The sequence below is a fragment of the Cytobacillus sp. Hz8 genome (assembly GCF_042263505.1).
Taxonomy (GTDB): domain Bacteria; phylum Bacillota; class Bacilli; order Bacillales; family Cytobacillaceae; genus Bacillus_BE.
The window spans coordinates 116,064-136,200 of record NZ_JBHKFI010000005.1; the positions used below are offsets into that span (position 1 = coordinate 116,064).

The 20,137-nt window shown below is 36.0% G+C and carries 20 protein-coding genes; 17 read left to right on the forward strand and 3 right to left on the reverse strand.

The window, feature by feature from the left end; translation table 11 throughout:
* Positions 1-51 precede the first annotated feature (51 nt).
* Entirely contained in the window at positions 52-1,044 is a 993-nt protein-coding gene (locus tag ACE38V_RS08910; RefSeq protein ID WP_375840869.1) for an NADPH:quinone oxidoreductase family protein, read from the reverse strand.
* A gap of 342 nt (positions 1,045-1,386) precedes the next feature.
* On the opposite strand from ACE38V_RS08910, the gene ACE38V_RS08915 reads away from it, so the two are divergent.
* Positions 1,387-1,956 (forward strand): hypothetical protein, encoded by a 570-nt coding sequence (locus ACE38V_RS08915; RefSeq protein WP_375840870.1) that lies wholly within the window; start codon positions 1,387-1,389, stop codon positions 1,954-1,956.
* A 165-nt stretch (positions 1,957-2,121) separates the two neighbouring features.
* Positions 2,122-3,273, forward strand: coding sequence for an acyl-CoA dehydrogenase family protein (locus ACE38V_RS08920; RefSeq protein ID WP_375840871.1), 1,152 nt, complete (start codon positions 2,122-2,124; stop codon positions 3,271-3,273).
* Between the two features lie 65 nt (positions 3,274-3,338).
* Here the strand turns inward: ACE38V_RS08920 and ACE38V_RS08925 are convergent, their stop codons facing one another.
* Positions 3,339-3,539 (reverse strand): hypothetical protein, encoded by a 201-nt coding sequence (locus tag ACE38V_RS08925; RefSeq protein ID WP_375840960.1) that lies wholly within the window; start codon positions 3,537-3,539, stop codon positions 3,339-3,341.
* 946 nt (positions 3,540-4,485) lie between these two features.
* Between ACE38V_RS08925 and ACE38V_RS08930 the strand changes: the two genes are divergently transcribed.
* The 11 genes from ACE38V_RS08930 to ACE38V_RS08980 all read left to right on the forward strand — a co-directional run bounded on the left by ACE38V_RS08930 (position 4,486) and on the right by ACE38V_RS08980 (position 15,457).
* Positions 4,486-5,046 (forward strand): competence protein ComK, encoded by a 561-nt coding sequence (locus tag ACE38V_RS08930; RefSeq protein WP_375840872.1) that lies wholly within the window; start codon positions 4,486-4,488, stop codon positions 5,044-5,046.
* A gap of 114 nt (positions 5,047-5,160) precedes the next feature.
* Positions 5,161-5,580 (forward strand): VWA-like domain-containing protein, encoded by a 420-nt coding sequence (locus ACE38V_RS08935; protein ID WP_375840961.1) that lies wholly within the window; start codon positions 5,161-5,163, stop codon positions 5,578-5,580.
* A 404-nt stretch (positions 5,581-5,984) separates the two neighbouring features.
* On the forward strand, positions 5,985-7,355 hold the full coding sequence (locus tag ACE38V_RS08940; RefSeq protein ID WP_375840873.1) for an MATE family efflux transporter: 1,371 nt from the start codon (positions 5,985-5,987) through the stop codon (positions 7,353-7,355).
* Between the two features lie 147 nt (positions 7,356-7,502).
* Entirely contained in the window at positions 7,503-8,000 is a 498-nt protein-coding gene (locus tag ACE38V_RS08945; RefSeq protein ID WP_375840874.1) for a YbaK/EbsC family protein, read from the forward strand.
* A gap of 300 nt (positions 8,001-8,300) precedes the next feature.
* Entirely contained in the window at positions 8,301-9,890 is a 1,590-nt protein-coding gene (locus ACE38V_RS08950; RefSeq protein ID WP_375840875.1) for a spore germination protein, read from the forward strand.
* 25 nt (positions 9,891-9,915) lie between these two features.
* Positions 9,916-11,106 (forward strand): Ger(x)C family spore germination protein, encoded by a 1,191-nt coding sequence (locus tag ACE38V_RS08955; RefSeq protein WP_375840877.1) that lies wholly within the window; start codon positions 9,916-9,918, stop codon positions 11,104-11,106.
* Positions 11,107-11,111: 5 nt separating this feature from the next.
* Positions 11,112-11,345 (forward strand): hypothetical protein, encoded by a 234-nt coding sequence (locus tag ACE38V_RS08960; protein WP_375840878.1) that lies wholly within the window; start codon positions 11,112-11,114, stop codon positions 11,343-11,345.
* A gap of 90 nt (positions 11,346-11,435) precedes the next feature.
* A complete protein-coding gene (locus ACE38V_RS08965; RefSeq protein WP_375840879.1) occupies positions 11,436-12,557 on the forward strand; it encodes a GerAB/ArcD/ProY family transporter in 1,122 nt (373 codons plus the stop codon).
* Positions 12,554-13,663 (forward strand): GerAB/ArcD/ProY family transporter, encoded by a 1,110-nt coding sequence (locus ACE38V_RS08970; protein ID WP_375840880.1) that lies wholly within the window; start codon positions 12,554-12,556, stop codon positions 13,661-13,663. The genes ACE38V_RS08965 and ACE38V_RS08970 overlap by 4 nt, the downstream gene beginning before the upstream one ends.
* Positions 13,664-13,800: 137 nt before the next feature.
* The gene (locus ACE38V_RS08975; protein WP_375840881.1) at positions 13,801-14,589 is read left to right on the forward strand and encodes a DeoR/GlpR family DNA-binding transcription regulator; all 789 of its coding nucleotides are present in this window, start codon (positions 13,801-13,803) and stop codon (positions 14,587-14,589) included.
* Positions 14,582-15,457 carry a Cof-type HAD-IIB family hydrolase gene (locus ACE38V_RS08980; protein WP_375840882.1) on the forward strand — a complete coding sequence of 292 codons (876 nt, stop codon included), beginning with the start codon at positions 14,582-14,584 and terminating at the stop codon, positions 15,455-15,457. Before ACE38V_RS08975 ends, ACE38V_RS08980 begins: the two co-directional genes overlap by 8 nt.
* A 151-nt stretch (positions 15,458-15,608) precedes the next feature.
* On the opposite strand, the gene ACE38V_RS08985 is transcribed toward ACE38V_RS08980, so the two are convergent.
* Positions 15,609-16,745, reverse strand: coding sequence for a CAP domain-containing protein (locus ACE38V_RS08985; RefSeq protein ID WP_375840883.1), 1,137 nt, complete (start codon positions 16,743-16,745; stop codon positions 15,609-15,611).
* A gap of 148 nt (positions 16,746-16,893) precedes the next feature.
* Between ACE38V_RS08985 and ACE38V_RS08990 the strand changes: the two genes are divergently transcribed.
* The 4 genes from ACE38V_RS08990 (at position 16,894) to ACE38V_RS09005 (ending at position 20,132) form a co-directional block, all read left to right on the forward strand.
* On the forward strand, positions 16,894-18,063 hold the full coding sequence (locus ACE38V_RS08990; RefSeq protein ID WP_375840962.1) for an MFS transporter: 1,170 nt from the start codon (positions 16,894-16,896) through the stop codon (positions 18,061-18,063).
* Between the two features lie 186 nt (positions 18,064-18,249).
* A complete protein-coding gene (locus ACE38V_RS08995) occupies positions 18,250-18,939 on the forward strand; it encodes an RNA polymerase sigma factor (RefSeq protein ID WP_375840884.1) in 690 nt (229 codons plus the stop codon).
* Between the two features lie 48 nt (positions 18,940-18,987).
* Positions 18,988-19,572, forward strand: a complete 585-nt coding sequence (gene clpP / locus ACE38V_RS09000; RefSeq protein ID WP_375840885.1) for an ATP-dependent Clp endopeptidase proteolytic subunit ClpP — start codon at positions 18,988-18,990, stop codon at positions 19,570-19,572.
* A 197-nt stretch (positions 19,573-19,769) separates the two neighbouring features.
* Entirely contained in the window at positions 19,770-20,132 is a 363-nt protein-coding gene (locus ACE38V_RS09005) for a P-II family nitrogen regulator (protein WP_375840886.1), read from the forward strand.
* The last annotated feature ends 5 nt before the right edge of the window (positions 20,133-20,137 follow it).

A 20,137-nucleotide genomic window follows, 5' to 3' on the forward strand; every position in this document is an offset into this window, starting at 1 on the left:
AAAGGAAATCTGAAAGAAAAAAATGATGAGACCTAAGTCTCATCATTTTTTCTATAATTTTACAATTGTTCTGCCTCGTGCTTGACCTTGTAATAAGGTCGGAAGTACCGTTGGAAGTTGTTCAAGGGTAACTTCCTGTTGAATAAATGAATCAATTGTATGAGGTTTAAAATCATTAGCTAATCGACTCCAAATCTTAATCCGTTTATCCATTGGTGTATAAACAGAATCAATTCCAAGTAAAGAAATCCCTCTCAGGATAAATGGGAATACCGAAGTTGGCAGCTTCGTTCCCGCCGTTAACCCACTCGCCGCAACGCATCCTCCATATTGAATTTGGCTTAAAAGGGAGGCTAGTGGTTCACCACCAACTGGATCAATGGCTGCAAACCAATTTTGTTTACCTAAGGCTTTTATTTTTCCATCATAGACTTTCTCACGTGAAATGATAGAAGCTGCCCCGAGCGTTTTTAAGTATTCTTCCGCAGAAGCTTTTCCCGTGCTAGCTTCGACTTCAAATCCAAGTCGAGAAAGTATTGAAACGGCAAAGCTGCCTACACCACCAGTTGCACCAGTAACCAGCACTTTTCCCATCTTTGGAGTCACTCTGTTATCTAATAAGCTTTGAACAGATAATGCTGCTGTAAACCCAGCAGTTCCAATAACCATCGCTTCTTTAAGGGATAGTCCGGTAGGAAGAGGGACGATCCATTTTGCCGGGATGCGAGCATATTCACTGAATCCACCGAAATGAGAGACTCCAATTTCATAGCTTGTTGCGATGACTTCGTCGCCTTCTTTAAAACGTGGGTCCGTTGAAGAGACTACTACTCCAGATAAATCTATTCCTGGAATAAAAGGAAATGTACGGACGATGTTTCCATTTGGAATGGAAGCTAGACTATCTTTATAGTTGATTCCAGAATAATGGACACGAATGAGAACTTCACCCTCTGGCAAATCCTGAATTGTCTTCTTTTCAATGTCTACAGAAAAATGTTCCTCTTTTTTATCAACAACTAGTGCAGCAAATGCTTGCGTCATAAATCATTCTCCTTTCTTATCACAAAACTCATTATACAAGATGAATGTATCTTTAAAAGGATTCTGTTCATTTAGAAAATTTATGCAATTCAAAAACTATTATTCTCATTCTTTCGGATTGGATTGAAACAAGATATAATGATAATAACATTGTGGGATATTTTGGATAAAAAGTCAAAAAAAGAAATGAAAAACAGTCCTTTTGGTTGAATCATTCTAAGGCTTAGGTCTTAGATGAAAATCAAGCTTTGGATTGTTCATCCAATTTTACCAGAAAGATATGATGAAAGTGAAGATAATCAAATGAGTTTGCCATTTTAGATTTTTCAGGAGGAAGGAAAAATGAAACGGAAAGTTTACATTCTCCTTACGGATACAGGAACATTATTTACGAAAATGATTAAATTATATACAAGAAAGCCTTTAAATCATGCCTCTATTGCCTTAGATGCAGAATTACAGGAAGTCTATAGCTTTGGGAGGAAGAAGCAAAAGAATCCGTTCATTGGAGGGTTTATTAAAGAAGACACAAGAGGGGGTCTGTTTGAAAAAGCAAAATGTGCAATTTATTGTTGCACCATAACGGAAAAACAGTATGAAGCGATAAACTGTATCATACAAGAAATGAATCAGCATAAACAACTTTACCGCTATAATCTCCTAGGGTTATTAGCCATTATGCTCAATTTGGAAATAGAACGAAAAAATGCCTACTTTTGCTCTCAATTTGTTGCCACTCTACTTGAAGAAAGTGGGGTTGAATTGCGTCAGGATAAACCGATATCACTTGTTACACCCAATGATTTACAAGAGTCTCCTAATTTAGAACTGGTGTATGAAGGGAGCCTATCTTCTTATCTAGGAAAAAAGAAACCTATTTATTCGGGTCGTTTGCAAGAGACAGCTGTTTGATAGCAGTGCAGAGAAGACGCTTTGCACTGTTTTTTTATTCAAAAAATGAAAAATTTTGTTTTAAGTAATTTGTTATTCAGTGGGAAGGATTGATAAACAGGGAAATATCATTGATAATAAAATAGATAAAAACTATCGGAATAATTATAAAAGAAGGTGGAAGGAATGAATTTTCTTGAAGCGGCAACTAGTGAAGAACGTTTATCTATGATGAAGGTTTTTGCCAAGAAGTTTTTTGAACGGTCAACCAAATTAGATGAAGAGGGAAACTTCCCATTCGACAACATTCATGAATTAGTCGAATCAGGGTACACCACGCTCACAGTTCCGAAAAAGTACGGAGGAAAGGAAATTTCTTTATTGGAATTTGTGCAGTTGCAGGAACAAATCGCCATCGGTGATGGGGCAACTGCCCTTTCTATTGGATGGCATTTAGGAATTATCAAAAATTTGGGTGAAAAAGAGCTTTGGGAGGAAGCTTTATTTCAGTGGTTCTGTGAGAAAGTAAAAAAAGGTGCATTAACAAATGGTGCAGCCTCAGAACGTGCGACAGGAAGTCCAACGAGAGGTGGAAAACCACAAACAACGGCGGAGTTAAGGGAAAATCAGTGGATTATTAATGGGAGAAAAATCTTTACCACAATGGCACCTGTTTTAAACTATTTTATTGTTAGTGCATCTATTAAAGGTCGTGACGAGGTAGGGAATTTTTTGATTCCTCGCGAAGCGGAAGGAGTGAAAATTGAAGAAACCTGGGATAGTATTGCGATGCGTGGAACGGGTAGTCATGATCTTGTATTAACTAATGTGGAGATTGATGAAAAGTATCTTGTTGAAATCATTCAACCAGGAAATAAGGCTGCAAATGGGTGGCTCTTGCATATTCCAGCCTGTTACTTAGGGATTGCGCAGGCTGCGCAAAACTATAGTATTCAATTTGCAAGGGAATACGCTCCTAACAGTTTGAATGGACCTATTATCGAATTGCCGAATGTGAAGCAAAAAATTGGAGAAATGGAAAAGGAGCTCCTCGTTGCTCGTTCTTTCCTTTATGCGGTCGCGAGGCAATGGGATGACGCCTTAGAATATGAGAGACCAAAAATGAAGCCAGAGCTTAGTGCTGCTAAATTAGTAGTCACAAATGCCGCGATTCATGTAGTTGACCTTGCAATGAGATTAGTAGGGGCAAGCAGCTTATCGCAAAAGAGTCCGTTACAAAGGTATTATCGAGATGTTCGCGCCGGATTACATAATCCGCCTATGGATGATATGACTATTATGCAGCTTGCTCAAGCGGCAATAGAAAAAAATAATTAATATTTTAAGAGCAAAAGAGGCTATCCTATACGGTGAATAGCCTCTTTTTTGAGGAAAAATGTGATTTATATTAATTTTGTTTTGTCATTTGTTGAATCCAATGTCATTCTTTCTAATTCGAGTTTCATTTTTTCTGTTTCTAATAAAAAGTTTTCCTGCTTAATCTTTTCGAGTTCAAGCTCATCCTTGATCATTTGATGCTTTAGTTTAGTCTGAGCTTGAAAATGATCCGTGATGATTGCAATGATCGGAATCGAAAATATCATAATGACTGCTACAAGTCCAGTTGACACGTTGGTTCACCTCGAAATATTTAGATTCACTACTTTCTATAGATAAATCATATCAAATGTCCTAAATAATTTATATAAAAATAGGGAGAGATAGGGTAAAATAACATAATTTTTTTTAAACAATTTTGATTTTTACACAAAAAATGAAAATATTTTGAAATTTAAATAAATAGGAGTTTATGTACATAATTGCCAATTTTGAAAGGCATTATCCCTCTATTTTTTACTAAATGAATGAATATTGACAAATGTAAATTTTAATATAATAAATCATTTGGGAAAAGATGTCAAATTACAAAAATTAAATTTTAATAAGGAAAAACGAAAAATTGGAAAAATTTGTAGAAAAGGGTTTTGTAGAATAGTAGATATCGGTATAATAGTCCCATAAAAGCAAGAGGGGTGAGGATATAATGAAGACTTAAAAGGATTGATTTAAAAGGAGCTTCTAATATACATTAGGAATAACTTTTGCTGAAAAGAAATATGGTTTGTGAGTGATTTGCTACAGCTATTTCTTACATATATCATCAATCTAGAATGGTAAAAAAACTCCGCATTACAACACAATTTTATACATACACAACTATTTCCTTGTGTCGGCCTCAATTATTGGGAGTAATATATTCCACAATCCTCACATCTTCATCCTTCATAAATATATTAACAAAATAAATCTACTAAAAATGAAGATGAAAGCTGAAGCATATTGAGCGATACATTTAACACAATCATTCTGTAAACGTTCGAGAAAATGTGCTATGTGTAAAAAGAAGAACCCTTTAGCATATTGTCAGGGAAGACGGGTTCGCCAAAGGGTCATCTGAGCTAGTAACCATGAAGTATACTAGTTCTAATCGATAGTATACTTTCTTTTCACTATTTTTTAAATAAAAATGTATGAGAAAGGAAGGTAAATATGAAAAAGCTAAAAAATTATATCATTGGACATAAAAGTGAAATGATTGTTCCCGAATTTAATGAGATTGGAAAATTATGTGCAAAAATAATTGAGGGAAATAATATCTATCTAGTTGAGCAGTCGCCAAAGGCTATTATTGAGAAAAGTTTACTGTGCTATGGCAGTGATTTTCAAGGATCTGTCAAAAGCTCAAAATCCATTCTTGGAAATGTGTGTATGCCTCCCATTGCAATTTGTCCTGCTCTTGATTTGTATTGGTTTCCATCCGCATCCCCTTACAGAAATGATTGTGTTTGGATTTCGCTCGCCCATTTTCAGGATGTAAAGAAGGTGAATGATCAAAAATCAAAGGTGATTTTTAAAAATGGTTTCTCCTTGTGTCTTGATATAAGTGTTCAAAGTATTCTCTCAAGGAGAAGTTTGGCCCTACTCCTTCGCTACGAAATGGAGCAGCATTTAAAGTCCCAAATGTCAGTGCTATACAAGTCAAGAAATGGTTTCACCCTAATTAAACAACCAGAAGAACTGAAGTATGTGATCAGGATATCGGAAAATTAGTCGCCTCATGAAACGATGAACACTTCATTTGCATGTCATCTTCTTCCTTATTAATGGTTAGTAAGAAAAGTTATTATGAGCATAATAATTTTTGTGACTCAAAAATATGGGGAGATGATAGGTTTGAAATGGCATAAGAAACTTTTACAGATTGTTCAGGAAAGACAAGGGAAAAAAATAGCTTTAGTGATTGATACGTCAACGAATGAAACCAAAATTAATTTGATTGATGATATCATCAAATTTTTTCGAGAGTTAAGTCCGGATACCCTCTTAATAGAAGCCGACTTTAAAATACGCTCGACGATACCTATAACAGAAGTGAAGAATATCAAATATTTTACACACGGAAAATCGTCCTATACCCTTGTTTTGGAATGGGGAACGGAAGAACATATTGATACCCTCTTTTATATTACCGACTTAACCGGCTTTATTCATGATGAACTTCAAATTGAGTATGAGATTTTTTGGCTTGTTCCAACGGAGTTTGTTCCGAAAGCTCCATTTGGAAAGGTGTTGAAAATTGTGTGATACCAGATCAATTGAAATAAGGTAAAGAAGAGTGCGCCAAGTGCTCTTCTTTCCATCCAACTAGGGCAATCAATAGAATTTTATCATGAAAAAACGGAAACCCCAGGAGTTTGAGTTCCCTCTTTTACCGAAGGAGCAGTTAGAAGAAATTTGGAGGGAAAAATGGTGGATTCAAGAGAATCCATAAATAAAATAATTGTGCTCGGAATGAGTAAGGTGGAGAAATTTTCCCACCTTATTCTCCGTTAAAATGTTTTTGTAGGAAAATATAAAAAAGAAAATAGTTTGGCTGAATTTTCTGTTATAATGGTTAAATTGGTGAATGGTGCCAAGTATTTATTTAACAGGAAGTCGAGCTTTTTAATATTTTTATTATGGAAATATTTTTTTAAGGAGTCTTCATCATGAACCAAACATTTTCATTAAAGGAAAGAATCAAGCAAATCATCATTCTGCTAGTTCCGATTTTAATTACTCAGTTAAGTATGTTTTCGATGGTTTTTTTTAATACGATTATGTCAGGAAAATATAATTCTTCTGCATTAGCGGGAGTGGCAATTGGGGCTTCTATTTGGAATCCGGTTTTCACAGGGTTGAGTGGAATCCTTCTAGCGGTTTCTCCTATCGTTGCTCAGCGCTATGGTGAAGGAAAGAAGAAAGAAGTCGCGACTGTTGTCACCCATGGGATTCTTCTTGGATTTGTGATTGCATTAGTGGTCATTGTTTTTGGAGCGTTATTTTTAAACCCAATTTTACATCTTATGAATCTACCAAAAGCCGTTCAAGCAACTGCATATAAGTATTTAGTTGGTCTTGGTTTTGGAATCATACCGTTATTTATTTTTAATGTATTGCGATCCTTTATTTATGGTTTAGGGAAGACCAGGGTTGTGATGGTCATTTTATTAATATCACTGCCAATTAATTTTTTCTTAAATTATGTGCTGATTTTTGGCAAGCTAGGTTTTCCTGAACTTGGTGGTGGAGGCGCTGGTTTTGCAACGTCAGTGACCTATTGGATTATAACGCTGATGACTGCTTATATTATTCATGCACAAAGACCATTTTCAAAATATCGAATCTTTGTCAATTTGAAGAGATTTTCCTTTGAGCCTTGCAAGGAAATATTAAAAATTGGGGTACCAATGGGACTCTCTACTTTCTTTGAAACCAGTATGTTTGCGATAGTAACGTTATTAATTAGTCAGTATAATGTTGCAACTATTGCTTCCTATCAATCAGCCTTGAATATTGTTTCTTTTCTCTATATGATTCCCCTTAGTGTTTCTATGGCGCAAACGGTTTTGGTTGGCTATGAGGTAGGAGCTAATCGCTTAAAAGATGCTAAATCCTATAGCTGGCTTGGAATGTACCTATCTGTGTTTATTGCACTTTTCGCGGGAGGATTCGTCGTATTGTTCCGACATGAGGTGGCAGGCTTTTATTCAAATGAGCCTGCGGTTATTCAATTAACTGCGCACTTTTTGATTTACGCCTTATTTTTTCATATTTCAGATGCCATTCAGGTAACAGCACAAGCGGCTTTAAGGGGTTATAAGGATGTAAATATTGCCTTTATTATGACCTTAATTGCCTATTGGATTATCTGTTTACCATTTGGGTACTTTTTAGCTCATGTTTTCCATCTTGGAGCAAAAGGATTTTGGATTGGCTTAACAATTGGACTTCTAGCTGCTGGAATTGGTCTCTCCATGAGGCTTTTGTATATTCAACGTGTGAAATTTATTCCTGCTCAGGTTCGGGAGGTCGGTTAAATCTAAAGAGAGCTCACAATTTCATATTGTGGGCTATTTTTTCGAATGGATAGTGTTTAGCTACCAAAATTATAAGACGAATTTTTTGTTTTTTCAGATAAATATGATATCATAGTTCATAATTTCGATTGGGAAAGGATGTAAAAGATGTCATTAGAAAGTGTAAAAGAGCATTTTAGTAAATGGAACCGTGAAAGTGATGTGCTGGAATTTGAAACATCAAGTGCAACGGTTGATGAAGCAGCGGAGACGATCGGAGTTATCCCGCATCGTATTGCGAAAACTTTATCATTTAGAGGAGAAAATGAGCAAGCTATTTTGGTTGTGACAGCAGGAGATGCGAAGATTGATAATAAAAAATTTCGCGAACAATTTGGATATAAGGCGCGTATGCTGACGAAAGATGAGGTTTTAGAGCAAACAGGCCATGCAATTGGCGGTGTATGTCCTTTTGGCTTAAAAAATGAACTAGCTATTTATTTGGATCTCTCTTTAAAACGGTTTGAAACGGTTTTTCCAGCTTGTGGAAGTACGAACTCGGCAATAAAATTAACCATTGCTGAGTTAGCTGAATATTCCTCTGCCAGTGAATGGGTGGATGTTTGCAAAGGATGGGAAGAATCTGACATTCAATTAGTCGGTTAATTCCTGAAAATAAAGTTCAGAAGTATATGGCTGCCAAATTAAAATAAATAGTTAACAATCCTTAAGTTATGCCCTCGATTATTTGCTCCATGCTCCTTGACCTAGAAGGAGTATGGAGCTTTTTTATCCCTTCTCTATTAAATTTTCCTTTCAGTTGCAAAAGATAGAAAATCGTTTTTGTTTCTCTATAAAAAATTCCTTGGATAGCAAGAAATCAAATGTAATAAAATCCACATTTTAGAAAAAACTAACCTATTATACAAATTCAATTCCATTTGGTAAAGAAGAAGGTATGCTACAATGAGTAAATTTCGCATGTATCGAAAGCATTCACGCCTCCTTTCAAAGGAAAATAAACTTATTGACCAGGCAAAGGCAAAACAACAGCTTTCGGGAAGCTTAGAGACAGATTTGCAGATCATGAGAGAAACCTTTTCAAAAAGTTCAGACGTGGTGATTAGGAAATTTCAAATTGGTAAAGAGTTAAGCATTCCAGCATCCATTCTTTTTACAGATGGATTGGCAGATACTAAAATGATTCAACAGGTCATTTTAGAATCCTTAATGTATGAAGGGAAGGGCAATGAGAACATAGATGCACCGATGCGTGGAGTACTCACTTGGATGAAAAATAAAGTATTAAATATAGGGGATGTCAAGGAGATTTATGATTTAGAGGAACTTTTTGTTTCCATTTTATCTGGAAATACGGTGATTATTATTGACGGCTTTCCTGCAGCTCTTTCTGCCTCCACTTATGGCTTTGAAGGGCGCTCCGTTACAGAACCAACTACACAAAATGTGGTTCGTGGACCGATGGAAGCTTTCACAGAATCCATTCGAATTAATACAGCTTTGGTTCGCAGAAAAATTAAAGATCCTAATCTCCATTGTGAACAAAAGCAAATAGGGAAAATTACGAAAACGGATGTCTCCATTATGTACATAAAAGGAATTGTTACGGATGATGTTGTGGAAGAAGTAAGGACAAGAATTGAGCGGATTGACATCGATGGAATACTGGAAAGCAGTTATATTGAGGAATTAATTCAAGATGAAACTTTTACTCCTTTTCCTACGGTCTTTAACACAGAACGGCCGGATGTAGTTGCGGCAGGTCTACTTGAGGGAAGGGTAGCGATTATCGTGGATGGAACACCATTTGTGTTAATTGTCCCATCCTTATTTATTCATAACTTTCAAGTAGCTGAAGATTATTATCAGCGTGCCGACATTAGCTCTCTTCTAAGAATCTTAAGAATAATTTGTTTTTTGATTTCGCTTTTAGGGCCGTCATTTTATATTGCTCTTACAACCTTTCACCAAGAAATGGTGCCAACACCGCTTCTTATTAATTTAGCTTCGCAACGTGAAGGAGTTCCATTTCCGGCATTTGTCGAGGCTCTTATTATGGAAGTGACTTTTGAAATCCTGCGGGAAGCTGGGATTCGCATGCCGACTGCGGTTGGTCAAACCGTTTCCATCGTAGGAGCTCTAGTGCTAGGGCAGGCAGCGGTGGAGGCTGGAATTGTATCCGCTGCTATGGTTATTGTTGTTTCGATTACAGCCATTGCAAACTTTTGCTTTCCTGCCTATAATATGGCGATTTCTGTGCGGATGCTTCGTTTTATTATGATGATGCTGGCTGCTTCCTTTGGGCTTTATGGAGTAACCTTAGGGATTTTAGCTCTTCTACTTCATTTAAATTCGATTCGTTCCTTTGGAATGCCTTATATGGCACCATTTAGTCCATTTATCCTGGCAGATCAGAAGGATGCCATTTTGCGTTTCCCACGATGGGGATTATTTTCTCGACCTCGTTTAATGAATCAAAAGAACAAGAAACGAAAAGCAGATCCTAAAGTAGCTAAACCAGAATCCAATAAATAGTTACTGCTCGAAGGGGTGAGAAGGAATGAAATATGGATTTTTGATAATTATTCTTCTCTCGATTTTTTTCCTGACTGGATGTTGGAATAGAAGGGAATTAAATGAATTGGCACTAGCCGTCGCGATGTCGATTGATAAAGTTGACGGAGAATATGAAGTAACTATACAAGTGGTTGATCCTGGAGAAGTTGCTTCCAAAAAAGGGACTTCTGGAAGAAGCCCTGTCACTACTTATACAGAAAAAGGGGCTCATCTTTTTGAGGCTGTTCGTAGAATAACAACCATTTCACCTCGGAGAATGTATTTTTCCCACTTGCAAATGTTTGTTCTTAGTGAAGGGGTGGCAAAAGAAGGAATCAAGAATACACTTGATTTTTTAACTCGCGATGCCGAGTTTCGAAAAGATTTTTATATCGTTGTTACAAAAGACATTCAAGCAAAAGAAATATTACAAAATTTAACATCACTTGAAAAAATTCCGGCAAATAAACTTCATTCTTCTCTAGAAGCATCAGAAAAATCATGGGCTCCTACTGTTGCTGTACAGATGGATGAACTGATTTCTTCACTTACAAGTGATGGAAAGGATCCTGTATTAACAGGGATAACGATTGTGGGAAATGTGGAAAAAGGGAAATCTAATCAAAATGTGGAAAAAATTAATCCTTATTCGCGGTTAAAATATACAAGCATTGCAGTGTTTAAAATGGATAAGATGGTTGGATGGTTAAATGAAAAGGAGAGTAAAGGGTATAACTATATTGCCGAAAATGTTGAAAATACAGTGGGCAGCACTCCTTGTCCCGATAAAGGGGAATTAGTCATCGAAATATTTAAGTCAAAATCCAAAGTGAAAGGGAAAGTGGTGAATGGGAAGCCAGAGATTGATATCAAAACAACTATCCAAGCTAATATTGCGGAGGTTGCTTGTCATCTTGATCTAACCAAACCAGAATCCCTTGCGAAAATTGAAAAGAAATCAGCAAAGGTGAATGAAGAAATTATCAAAGCTTCGATTGATAAGGCAAAAGAGCTTCAAGCTGATATATTTGGCTTTGGTGAAGTCATACATCGAAGTAATCCAAAGGCTTGGAGAACTTTAAAAAATAATTGGCAGCAAGAATTTGTGAATCTGCCAGTTCATGTAAAAACGGAAATCAAAATTAGAAGAACTGGAACCGTCAATCAATCGTTTATTGAGAAATTAAAGGAGTAATTTTAATGGTAATGGCGATATTCATTCTGATTGGATCGAGCATTTTGGCATGGATGGTTACACGACCATTGATAAAAAAGAAGGAAAAAAAGGAAGGAATAGTAGTCCTTATTCTTTTTTTAATTAGCGCTTTAATAAGCTGTTTAACTATATTGGAGATTAAAGTACCTAATCCAAGTGATTTTTTAGTTTTTATACTTCAGCCAATATCAAAATGGGTGGATTTTATCTTTCGCTAATCGTTGGGATATGAAAAAGAGAATGGTGAAAAAAGTTGTAAACATAGAGATAAGAGGCAGTCATTAGTAAATCAAAAGGAGGAAATAAGATTGTTAGAAAAAGGAAAAATTTCCAAAGGTCAATTTATGATCCTAATCTTTTTATTTATGATCGGTTCTTCCACTTTAATTGCTACTCCAATGGTCATTAATCAGGCCAAGCAGGATGGATGGATTTCAGGGTTTATGGCACTAGGGTTTGGTCTAATTCTTGTTAGGATCTACGGAAGTCTTGCTAAACATCATCCGAATGAGACTTTAATTGAAATTTGTCAATCTATTCTGGGAAAATGGCTTGGAAAGTTTGTGGCTTTTCTTTATTTTCTATTTTTTCTCATCCTTACTTCGGGATTAGTTCGAATAATTGGGGATTTGATTACCACTAAAATCATGACTGAGACACCTATGATTGCTATTGAAATAGCCTTTATTATCATTGTTATTTATGGGGTATATCTTGGTTTAGAGACATTTGCTCGAACAGCAGAAATGGTGCTTCCTTGGGTATTAATGTTTTTTATTTTGGTAATGCTATCCCTTATTCCAGAAATTGAAATGAAAAATATCCTACCAATCTTAGATGGAGGATTTAATCCCTCCATTAGAGGGACGTATCGTTTAATGGGAATTCCTTATTTAGATATCGTTATATTCTTAATGATTAGTCCATATGTTGTAAATTCAGTAAAAATTGGAAAGGAATTATTTATTTCGACTTTCGTGGGAGGAACTTTACTTACGTGTGTGATAACTCTTGCTATCGTGGTCCTTGGTACGGAATTAAGCTCTAAATTGAATTATCCTCTATTTGATTTAGCACAAAGAATTGACATTGGTAATTTTATTCAAAGAATTGAAGTGCTTTCAGGAGGAATTGTGTTTATTGCGATGTTTATTAAAATCGTGATTTCCTACTATTCGATGATATTAAGTTTAGCCCAGATTTTAGAATTAAAGAAATTTAATATATTATCCATTCCATTGGGAATTTTGGTACTTACCTTTTCTCTTTTTTTATTTCCAAATATCATTTATTTTCAAATGTTCACGAATGACGTATGGACTCCATTTTCCTTCATTTATGGATTCTTTTTTCCTCTGTTATTATTGATAGTTGATATTATGAAAAGGAAAATTGGGAGCTTGAACAGGAGGCCAAAAAGACTCTTATGAGTAAAGAGAAGATTAGTGCACAGCAATTATTTTGTTTGATGTTTATGTTTGAAATTGGTAGTGCGATTGTCGTTGGAATTGGGATTCAAGCAAAGCAGGACGCATGGATTGCTGTATTATTGGCAATGCTTTGCGGGTTGCTCTTATTTCTTATTTTTTCATATTTCCATAAAAAATATCCTAGTCAACCTTTAACTACATATGTGAAAGTAATATTTGGAAAATATTTAGGAACAGGAATATCAGTTCTTTATATTCTCTATTTTCTTTATATTTCAGCCCGGGTTTTAAGAGATTTAGGTGGCTTAATCGTTACCTCGACTCTGGAACATACTCCTATTGTCGTTGTCTGTACATTAATGATGCTTATTGTTGTTTATGGAGTTGTTAAGGGAATAGAGGTCATTGGTAGGTCAAGTGAAATGATTTTCTTACTCATCATCATGATTGGCTTATTAGGAATTATATTTACTTGTTTCGGTGGAATAATTGAACCTAAACGATTGCTGCCAATTTTAGAAAATGGCTGGAAGCCGGTGTTAAAAACCGTTTTTCCGCAAATTCTTACTTTCCCATTTGGGGAGATGATTGTTTTTACAATGTTTCTGCCTTATTTAAATAAAGCAGCTTTAGCAAGAAGGATTGGATTATTGGCCATTCTTGCAAGTGGTATAGTGTTAAGCTTTACCATTGCTCTCGAGATATCCATCTTAGGCCCAGGAGGGGTTGCAGTATCCCAATTTCCATTATTAGATACGATTTCCCGCGTATCTATTGCTAATTTCATTGAGCGTTTAGATGTTTTGGTGGTATTGACCTTAATATTTGGTGTCTTTATTAAAATTATGATTTTTTTCTTTGCTAGTGTGAAAGGAGTTTATGATTTATTCCAGTTCAAGAGCAATAAACAATGGAGAATAATTGTTATTATTCTCGGAATTTTGGAAGTAATAGTCTCGTATTTCATGGCAAGTAGTTATACAGAACATATCAAAATTGGATTAAAAATTGTCCCCTTATATTTGCATTTGCCAATGCAAATAATGATTCCCTGCTTTCTTTTGATTGTAGCGATATTTCGCAAAAAGATGAAAAATAACTTATAAATGAGCACTTTTACTTAAAAATACATATTAGTATTGAATTTCACTTAAGTATGATATAGAATTACTTATAAATACTTAATTGTAACAAATATTATGATTTCTTTTGTATTTGTTGCCCTTTGAAATGGGTGAGGTATATGTTTCAAGAAGAACGATTATTTGCCATTATAAAATATCTTAAAGAAAATCAACGTATATCGGTTGAACAAATTTGTTCCCTGCTAAATGTTTCAAGAGATACTGCAAGGAGAGATCTAGTGAAGCTGGAAGAAGAAAAATCAATCGTACGGACGCGTGGTGGAGCGATTCTTCCATCTAGTAAGCATGAAATAAAGACATACTCCACTCGTCTCAAAATTGTTTCAGAAGAAAAACAAATTATTGGGAAGAAGGCAGCATCCCTAATTTATCCAAGTGATCGAGTGATTTTAGATGCATCGACAACGGTGCAAGCATGCGCGGAGCATATGGAAAATGTTGATTGTACCGTGATTACCAATTCCATTAATCAGGCGGAAATATTATCAATAAATTCAAAGATGAATATTCAGCTTTTAGGTGGTACGCTGCAGAAGGAACATCGTTTTCTCTATGGATCATCTGTGATCAAACGCCTTTCACAATACTACGCAGATAAGGCGTTTATCGGGATTATTGGGATTTCAGAAAACGGATTGACCATCGCTCATGAAGAGGATGGCTTTGTGAAACGAAAAATGATGCAGCAAGCGAAACAGGTCTTTGCTTTAGCCGACCATACAAAGCTTGGTGTCACAGATTTCTTCTGCTTTGCTCCACTTTCAGAAATTGATTTCTTGATTACTGATCAAACACCTGCAGATGAGTTTATGGAGATGCTAAGGAAACAAAATGTAGAGCTAATCATCGCAGATCAGCATGAAGAGGGAGAGGATGGAAATGGTTAAATTAATCGCCGTTGACCTTGATGGAACATTATTAAACGATGAGAAAAAAATAAGCAAAAGAAATACCGAAGCGATTCAATTTGCTCAAAGTCAAGGAATTGAAGTCGTTGTAGCAACAGGTCGTGCCCATTTTGATGTAGAAGCGATTTTCCAGCAAACGGATATTCAGCCATGGATAATTTCAGCAAATGGCGCTACGATTCATCAACCCAATGGGGAGCCTTATTATTCTAATTCGATTCCACAACAAGAGGCTAAGGAAATTCTTGAATGGCTGGAACAGGAAGATTACTATTATGAGGTTTCAAGTAATGATTCATTATATACACCAATATATGGCCGAAGCTTGTTGAATCAAGAAATGGAACAGATTCATCAGGGATGTCCTGAGCTAAGTATGGAAGAAATGAAGCAGTCAGCTGAAAAGCAATATAGTCAAACCGGTTTTGTTTTTATTCATTCTTATAAAGAGCTTTTGCTTCAACATATTGACTATTATAATATTCTTGCCTATTCTTTTGATAAAGTGAAATTGCAAAAGCTTTGGAAAAAATTCGAAGATTATGAGAATATCGCCATTGTAAAATCACATATTCACAATTTTGAATTTCAGCATCAAGATGTTTCAAAAGGGAATGCCTTACGTGTTCTGGCTAACAAATTAAAGATTAACTTAGTTGACTCTGCTGCTGTGGGTGATAATTTCAATGATCTCTCAATGTTTGAAATAGTTGGGAAAAGTGCCGCGATGGGGAATGCCAGTGAAGATGTGAAAAAGCACTGCGATTTTGTGACTCTTACGAATAAGGAAGATGGCGTTGCTTATTTCATTGATTCTTTGATTCAACAAATTCAATGTATGTCTTAAAAAAAGGACTGATATCATATCAGTCCGGTGAATGATGGTCCTTAAATCTTTTTTGGCGTTACGTATCAGGCGGCGTTACGGAAAAGGTTTGAGATAAATGAAAAAAGCAAAAACTTCGCTTTTTTGGAGTGCTCAGTATTGGGCACTTTTTTTAATTTGTGTAAAAATTTTCTGTGTAATATGGAATAGAATCTTTATTAAAGGCAACTCCTACTCCAAGATTTTCAAAATCCTTCTGTAAAATATTTTTGCGGTGACCGAGAGAGTTTACTAAACCTTCATGGGCGAAAATGCTGCTAAATTGTCCATAAGCTAAGTTTTCACCAGCAAGGGTGAAGGAAATATCATCCTCCGTCATCCGGTCAAAAGGGGATTCTCCTTGTAAATTTGTATGGCTAAAATAATTGTGAACGGCCATATCCTCACTGTGATCTCGGGCCGTTTCTTTTATGTGATCATCCCATGAAAGTATATTTTGCCCGTGTTTCACTCGAAAGGCATTGGTTAAATCGAATAATTGATATTCAAAGCCTATTGTTAATGGTTTACTTTCTTTACCATAAAACCCGTCTTTCTTCATTTCAAGATTTTGGTTAATGATTTGAATGGCATCCACTACATTATTTTTATGTGTGTCATAGAAAATCGTTACATAGCTATGATCGACTAAATACATCTCATAATCTTGATCCCCTTCGATTTGATAATAGGTTAGACCTTTGCGGATTTTTGTAACGGGTTGTCCCAAATCCTGCTCCACTTTGTTTTTAGGGCTTCCAATTTTAAGCCCATTTGATGAGGAAAGTAAAGCTTGATTGGTATACATTCCGTTTACTTTATCTTGGTCATCAAAGGAAACCATCATAAAATTATGATATTGATGATGATACGAATACCATTTTGTTCCATACTCATTTGCTGTCACCCGAACGGCCTTTCCTAATTCTTGGTCTACTTTTGCTTTTGTATCTCCGAGCTCAATATTATGAATGGAGAAGAGATGTTTAGTTGGTGCTTGTAAATCTGTTTTTTCAACAGACTCTTTTACGTCTTTTTTCTTCGATTGAAGCTGATTTATTGGTATGTCTAATTTTTTCGCAACTTGGCTAAAAGTACTTTTAATATGATCAAGCTCATCTTCTAAATCCTGATTTGTCCAAGCAATCAAGTCCGTTTTTAACGTTTGATAGGGAAGGGCATAATCGGATTTCATTATTAATTTTTCTATCGCTGGCCAAGTAGTATATAAAATCATGAAGAATAAAATAATAAGAAGAAACCGTTTCAATGCAAATAACCCTCCAACCATAAAAAAATAAAGAATATATTTTTCTTGTAATTTTAAAAGGATACGTCTATAGTAAACAGGTAAAGACAGTTGTCATGACAATAGGAGGTCAAAAAACTTGGAAGGAAAATCTATATCAAAAAGAAAAATGCTCGGCATCGCTGGTTTTGGTTGGATGTTTGATGCGATGGATGTCGGGATGCTTTCTTTCATTATAGCAGCACTGAAGACAGAATGGAATTTGACGCCCTCTGAAATGGGTTGGATTGGTAGTGTAAACTCGATTGGGATGGCTGTTGGTGCCTTTTTATTTGGAATATGGGCTGATCGCATTGGACGGAAGAATGTATTTGTCTTAACCTTGCTCATATTTTCACTTGCTAGTGGGATATCCGCCTTAACGACCACATTAGCGCTGTTTATGATCCTCCGCTTTTTTATTGGCATGGGACTTGGTGGAGAACTGCCTGTTGCATCCACGTTAGTATCCGAGAGTGTCCCTGCTAATGACAGAGGAAGAATAGTCGTCTTATTAGAAAGTTTTTGGGCAGTTGGTTGGTTGCTTGCAGCTATTATTTCTTATTTTATCATTCCATCTTTCGGGTGGAGAATAGCTTTAATTCTAAGTGCTTTGCCCGCACTATATGCACTCTATTTACGTCTGAAAATACCAGATTCACCAGCGTTTTCTCCTAAAAAAGAAGAAAAGCGTTCCGCTTTACAAAACATTAAAGATGTATGGTCAAAAAAATATGCACGCTCTACTTTTGTTCTATGGATGGTCTGGTTTACCGTAGTATTTTCCTATTATGGAATGTTCCTTTGGTTGCCAAGTGTCATGGTCATGAAAGGTTTTAGTATGATTCAAAGTTTTCAATATGTGCTTATTATGACCTTAGCTCAGCTTCCCGGTTATTTTACAGCAGCTTGGCTGGTTGAAAGGATGGGAAGAAAATTTGTCCTTGTTACATATTTATTAGGAACGGCACTTTCTGCGTTAATTTTTGGAAATGCAGAAACTACTTCTGTCCTCATGATATCAGGGATATTGTTATCGTTTTTCAATTTAGGAGCTTGGGGAGCTCTTTATGCGTATACGCCTGAACAGTATCCAGCAGTGATACGGGGCACTGGAGCAGGGATGGCTGCGGCAATTGGGCGTGTTGGCGGAATCCTTGGACCGCTTCTTGTTGGTAAACTTGTTGCTCATGGAAATTCTATCTCCGTCATTTTTACAATTTTCTGTGTCAGCATAGTGATCGGAGTTTTAGCTGTAGCCTTTTTTGGCCGTGAAACACGAAAAGTGGAACTGAGTTAAAGAAATATTGGCGTCTTAGAACGAAGGCTTGCTTTTGTTCTAAGACTTTTTTATTTGAAATTTTATTTAATTCTCGAATATACTGTTCTGTACATAACTTATTTTTGCTTATTTTTACTTACCCCGTATCTTTTTATCCTCTAAATTTCGTTTATAAGATAGAGAGGGATTAAAGGAGTGAGCAACATGTACGAAAAGCTTGACATAAATACAGGAAAAAGCGAAGCTGTGGAAACCTTCATCCGAAAATTTTATCCAAGTTTACAACAATATTGCCGTTTTCTAGCGCAAAGCAGCTGGGATGGAGATGATCTTGCTCAAGAAGTTATGATAAAAGCAATCGAACATTATCTGCATCTTCCTAAAGTAAGTCCTGCTTTACTTAATAAAATGGCGTATCATCAGTGGATTGATTGGCTTCGAAAACGAAAGCATGAAGAAATGGATGATCTGTCTAACGTTTTAAATAGATCAGAACATAAGTCTTCTCAAACGATGGAGATTATTGATGAGCTAGTGAGCCGGTTAACACCAAACCAAGCGTTGGTTTTTGTTCTCAAGTATGGTTTCCAATATAAAAGTCATGAGATTGCGAAATTATTAGGAACAACAGAAACTGCGATTAAGTCTGCCCTTCATCGTGGCAAAAAACGATTAGAAGCGATGCGAAATAAATCTAATTTTGCAGATAACTTTTGGAGTGAAGAACAACATCAACTTCTCTCTAAGCTATTTCATCAGGCATTGAAGGAAGAAGACCCGACCTCGCTTATTGAAGCAATTTCTGAAAATCCTGTATTATGGAAGCAAAATTTGAATCAAAATACACGACAATTTCATTCCTCCTTTAGTAATTCTCTCTCAATGGCGGCTTAGCTGCAGCATGTTTTAGACACAAAGCTAATTTTAAAGGAGGATAATTTGATGAATACAATTCCTTATGTGATTGAGCAATCAAGTCATGGTGAGAGGTCTTATGACATATATTCCCGATTATTGAAGGACAGAATCATCATGGTGGGAGACGAAATCAATGATCATGTGGCGAATAGTATTGTAGCGCAATTATTATTTTTAGCCGCAGACAACACTGAGAAAGATATTTCCCTTTATATTAATAGCCCTGGCGGTTCAACCTCTGCTGGTTTTGCCATTTTTGATACGATGCAATATATTAAACCGGATGTTCGCACGATTTGTACTGGAATGGCTGCTTCCTTTGGTGCGATGCTTCTTCTAGCTGGAACAAAAGGGAAACGTTGCGCCTTACCAAACAGTGAAATAATGATTCATCAGCCACTTGGCGGAGCTCGTGGCCAGGCAACGGAAATCGAAATCTCTGCTAAACGAATCTTAAAGCTTAAGGATCATACTAATCAAATCATTGCTGATCGAACAGGTCAACCGATCGAGAGGGTGGTTCAAGATACGGAAAGGGATTATTTTATGAGTGCAGAAGAGGCGAAGGAATACGGCATAATTGATGAGATAATTTTTCCTAATCATTAATGGTCGAGAAGTTTATTTATTCAAAAATGGTAGAAAAGCTAGCTATGCAGTTAAAACTGTGTAGCTAGTTTTTTTATGGAAAAATAATCGTTTGTGAGTTTTCAGAAATTTTGTGATTGACAGAGCTTTGGGCATGTTATATTATTTCATCATGAATATGTAAGAAAATCTAACATGACTTAAGGCGGTTATTTTATATGAAGAAAATCGAAGCCATTATTCGGCCAGAAAGAATAACTGAGACCATTAAACAATTAAAAAATATCGGGATTACGGGTTTTACAGTTTCTCAGGTTGTGGGGAGAGGGAAACAAAAGGATTCTCAAGGTGTTTACCGTGGAAAAAATTATAAGGTCACCCTTCACCCAAAGGTGAAATTAGAAATTGTCCTTTCTGATTATATGGTAGAAAAAACCATTCAGACCATTTTTGCAGCGGCTCAAACTGGAGAAGACGGTGATGGGAAAATTTATGTTTACCCTATTTTAGAAGCTTATAATATCCGGACCGGGTTAGCAGATTTTGATATTGATGATATTGTGAATCAGAAAGAGGAGTGATTAGC

Coding starts and splice junctions, on each gene's coding strand:
- ACE38V_RS08925 (WP_375840960.1), bottom strand. CDS start 3,539: ATGATATTTTCGATTCCGATCATTGCAATCATCACGGATCATTTTCAA.
- ACE38V_RS08930 (WP_375840872.1), top strand. CDS start 4,486: ATGAAAAAGCTAAAAAATTATATCATTGGACATAAAAGTGAAATGATT.
- clpP (WP_375840885.1), top strand. CDS start 18,988: ATGAATACAATTCCTTATGTGATTGAGCAATCAAGTCATGGTGAGAGG.
- ACE38V_RS08950 (WP_375840875.1), top strand. CDS start 8,301: ATGAGTAAATTTCGCATGTATCGAAAGCATTCACGCCTCCTTTCAAAG.
- ACE38V_RS08935 (WP_375840961.1), top strand. CDS start 5,161: ATGATAGGTTTGAAATGGCATAAGAAACTTTTACAGATTGTTCAGGAA.
- ACE38V_RS08995 (WP_375840884.1), top strand. CDS start 18,250: ATGTACGAAAAGCTTGACATAAATACAGGAAAAAGCGAAGCTGTGGAA.
- ACE38V_RS08955 (WP_375840877.1), top strand. CDS start 9,916: ATGAAATATGGATTTTTGATAATTATTCTTCTCTCGATTTTTTTCCTG.
- ACE38V_RS08990 (WP_375840962.1), top strand. CDS start 16,894: ATGCTCGGCATCGCTGGTTTTGGTTGGATGTTTGATGCGATGGATGTC.
- ACE38V_RS08975 (WP_375840881.1), top strand. CDS start 13,801: ATGTTTCAAGAAGAACGATTATTTGCCATTATAAAATATCTTAAAGAA.
- ACE38V_RS08945 (WP_375840874.1), top strand. CDS start 7,503: ATGTCATTAGAAAGTGTAAAAGAGCATTTTAGTAAATGGAACCGTGAA.
- ACE38V_RS08920 (WP_375840871.1), top strand. CDS start 2,122: ATGAATTTTCTTGAAGCGGCAACTAGTGAAGAACGTTTATCTATGATG.
- ACE38V_RS08970 (WP_375840880.1), top strand. CDS start 12,554: ATGAGTAAAGAGAAGATTAGTGCACAGCAATTATTTTGTTTGATGTTT.
- ACE38V_RS08915 (WP_375840870.1), top strand. CDS start 1,387: ATGAAACGGAAAGTTTACATTCTCCTTACGGATACAGGAACATTATTT.
- ACE38V_RS09005 (WP_375840886.1), top strand. CDS start 19,770: ATGAAGAAAATCGAAGCCATTATTCGGCCAGAAAGAATAACTGAGACC.
- ACE38V_RS08960 (WP_375840878.1), top strand. CDS start 11,112: ATGGTAATGGCGATATTCATTCTGATTGGATCGAGCATTTTGGCATGG.
- ACE38V_RS08940 (WP_375840873.1), top strand. CDS start 5,985: ATGAACCAAACATTTTCATTAAAGGAAAGAATCAAGCAAATCATCATT.
- ACE38V_RS08910 (WP_375840869.1), bottom strand. CDS start 1,044: ATGACGCAAGCATTTGCTGCACTAGTTGTTGATAAAAAAGAGGAACAT.
- ACE38V_RS08980 (WP_375840882.1), top strand. CDS start 14,582: ATGGTTAAATTAATCGCCGTTGACCTTGATGGAACATTATTAAACGAT.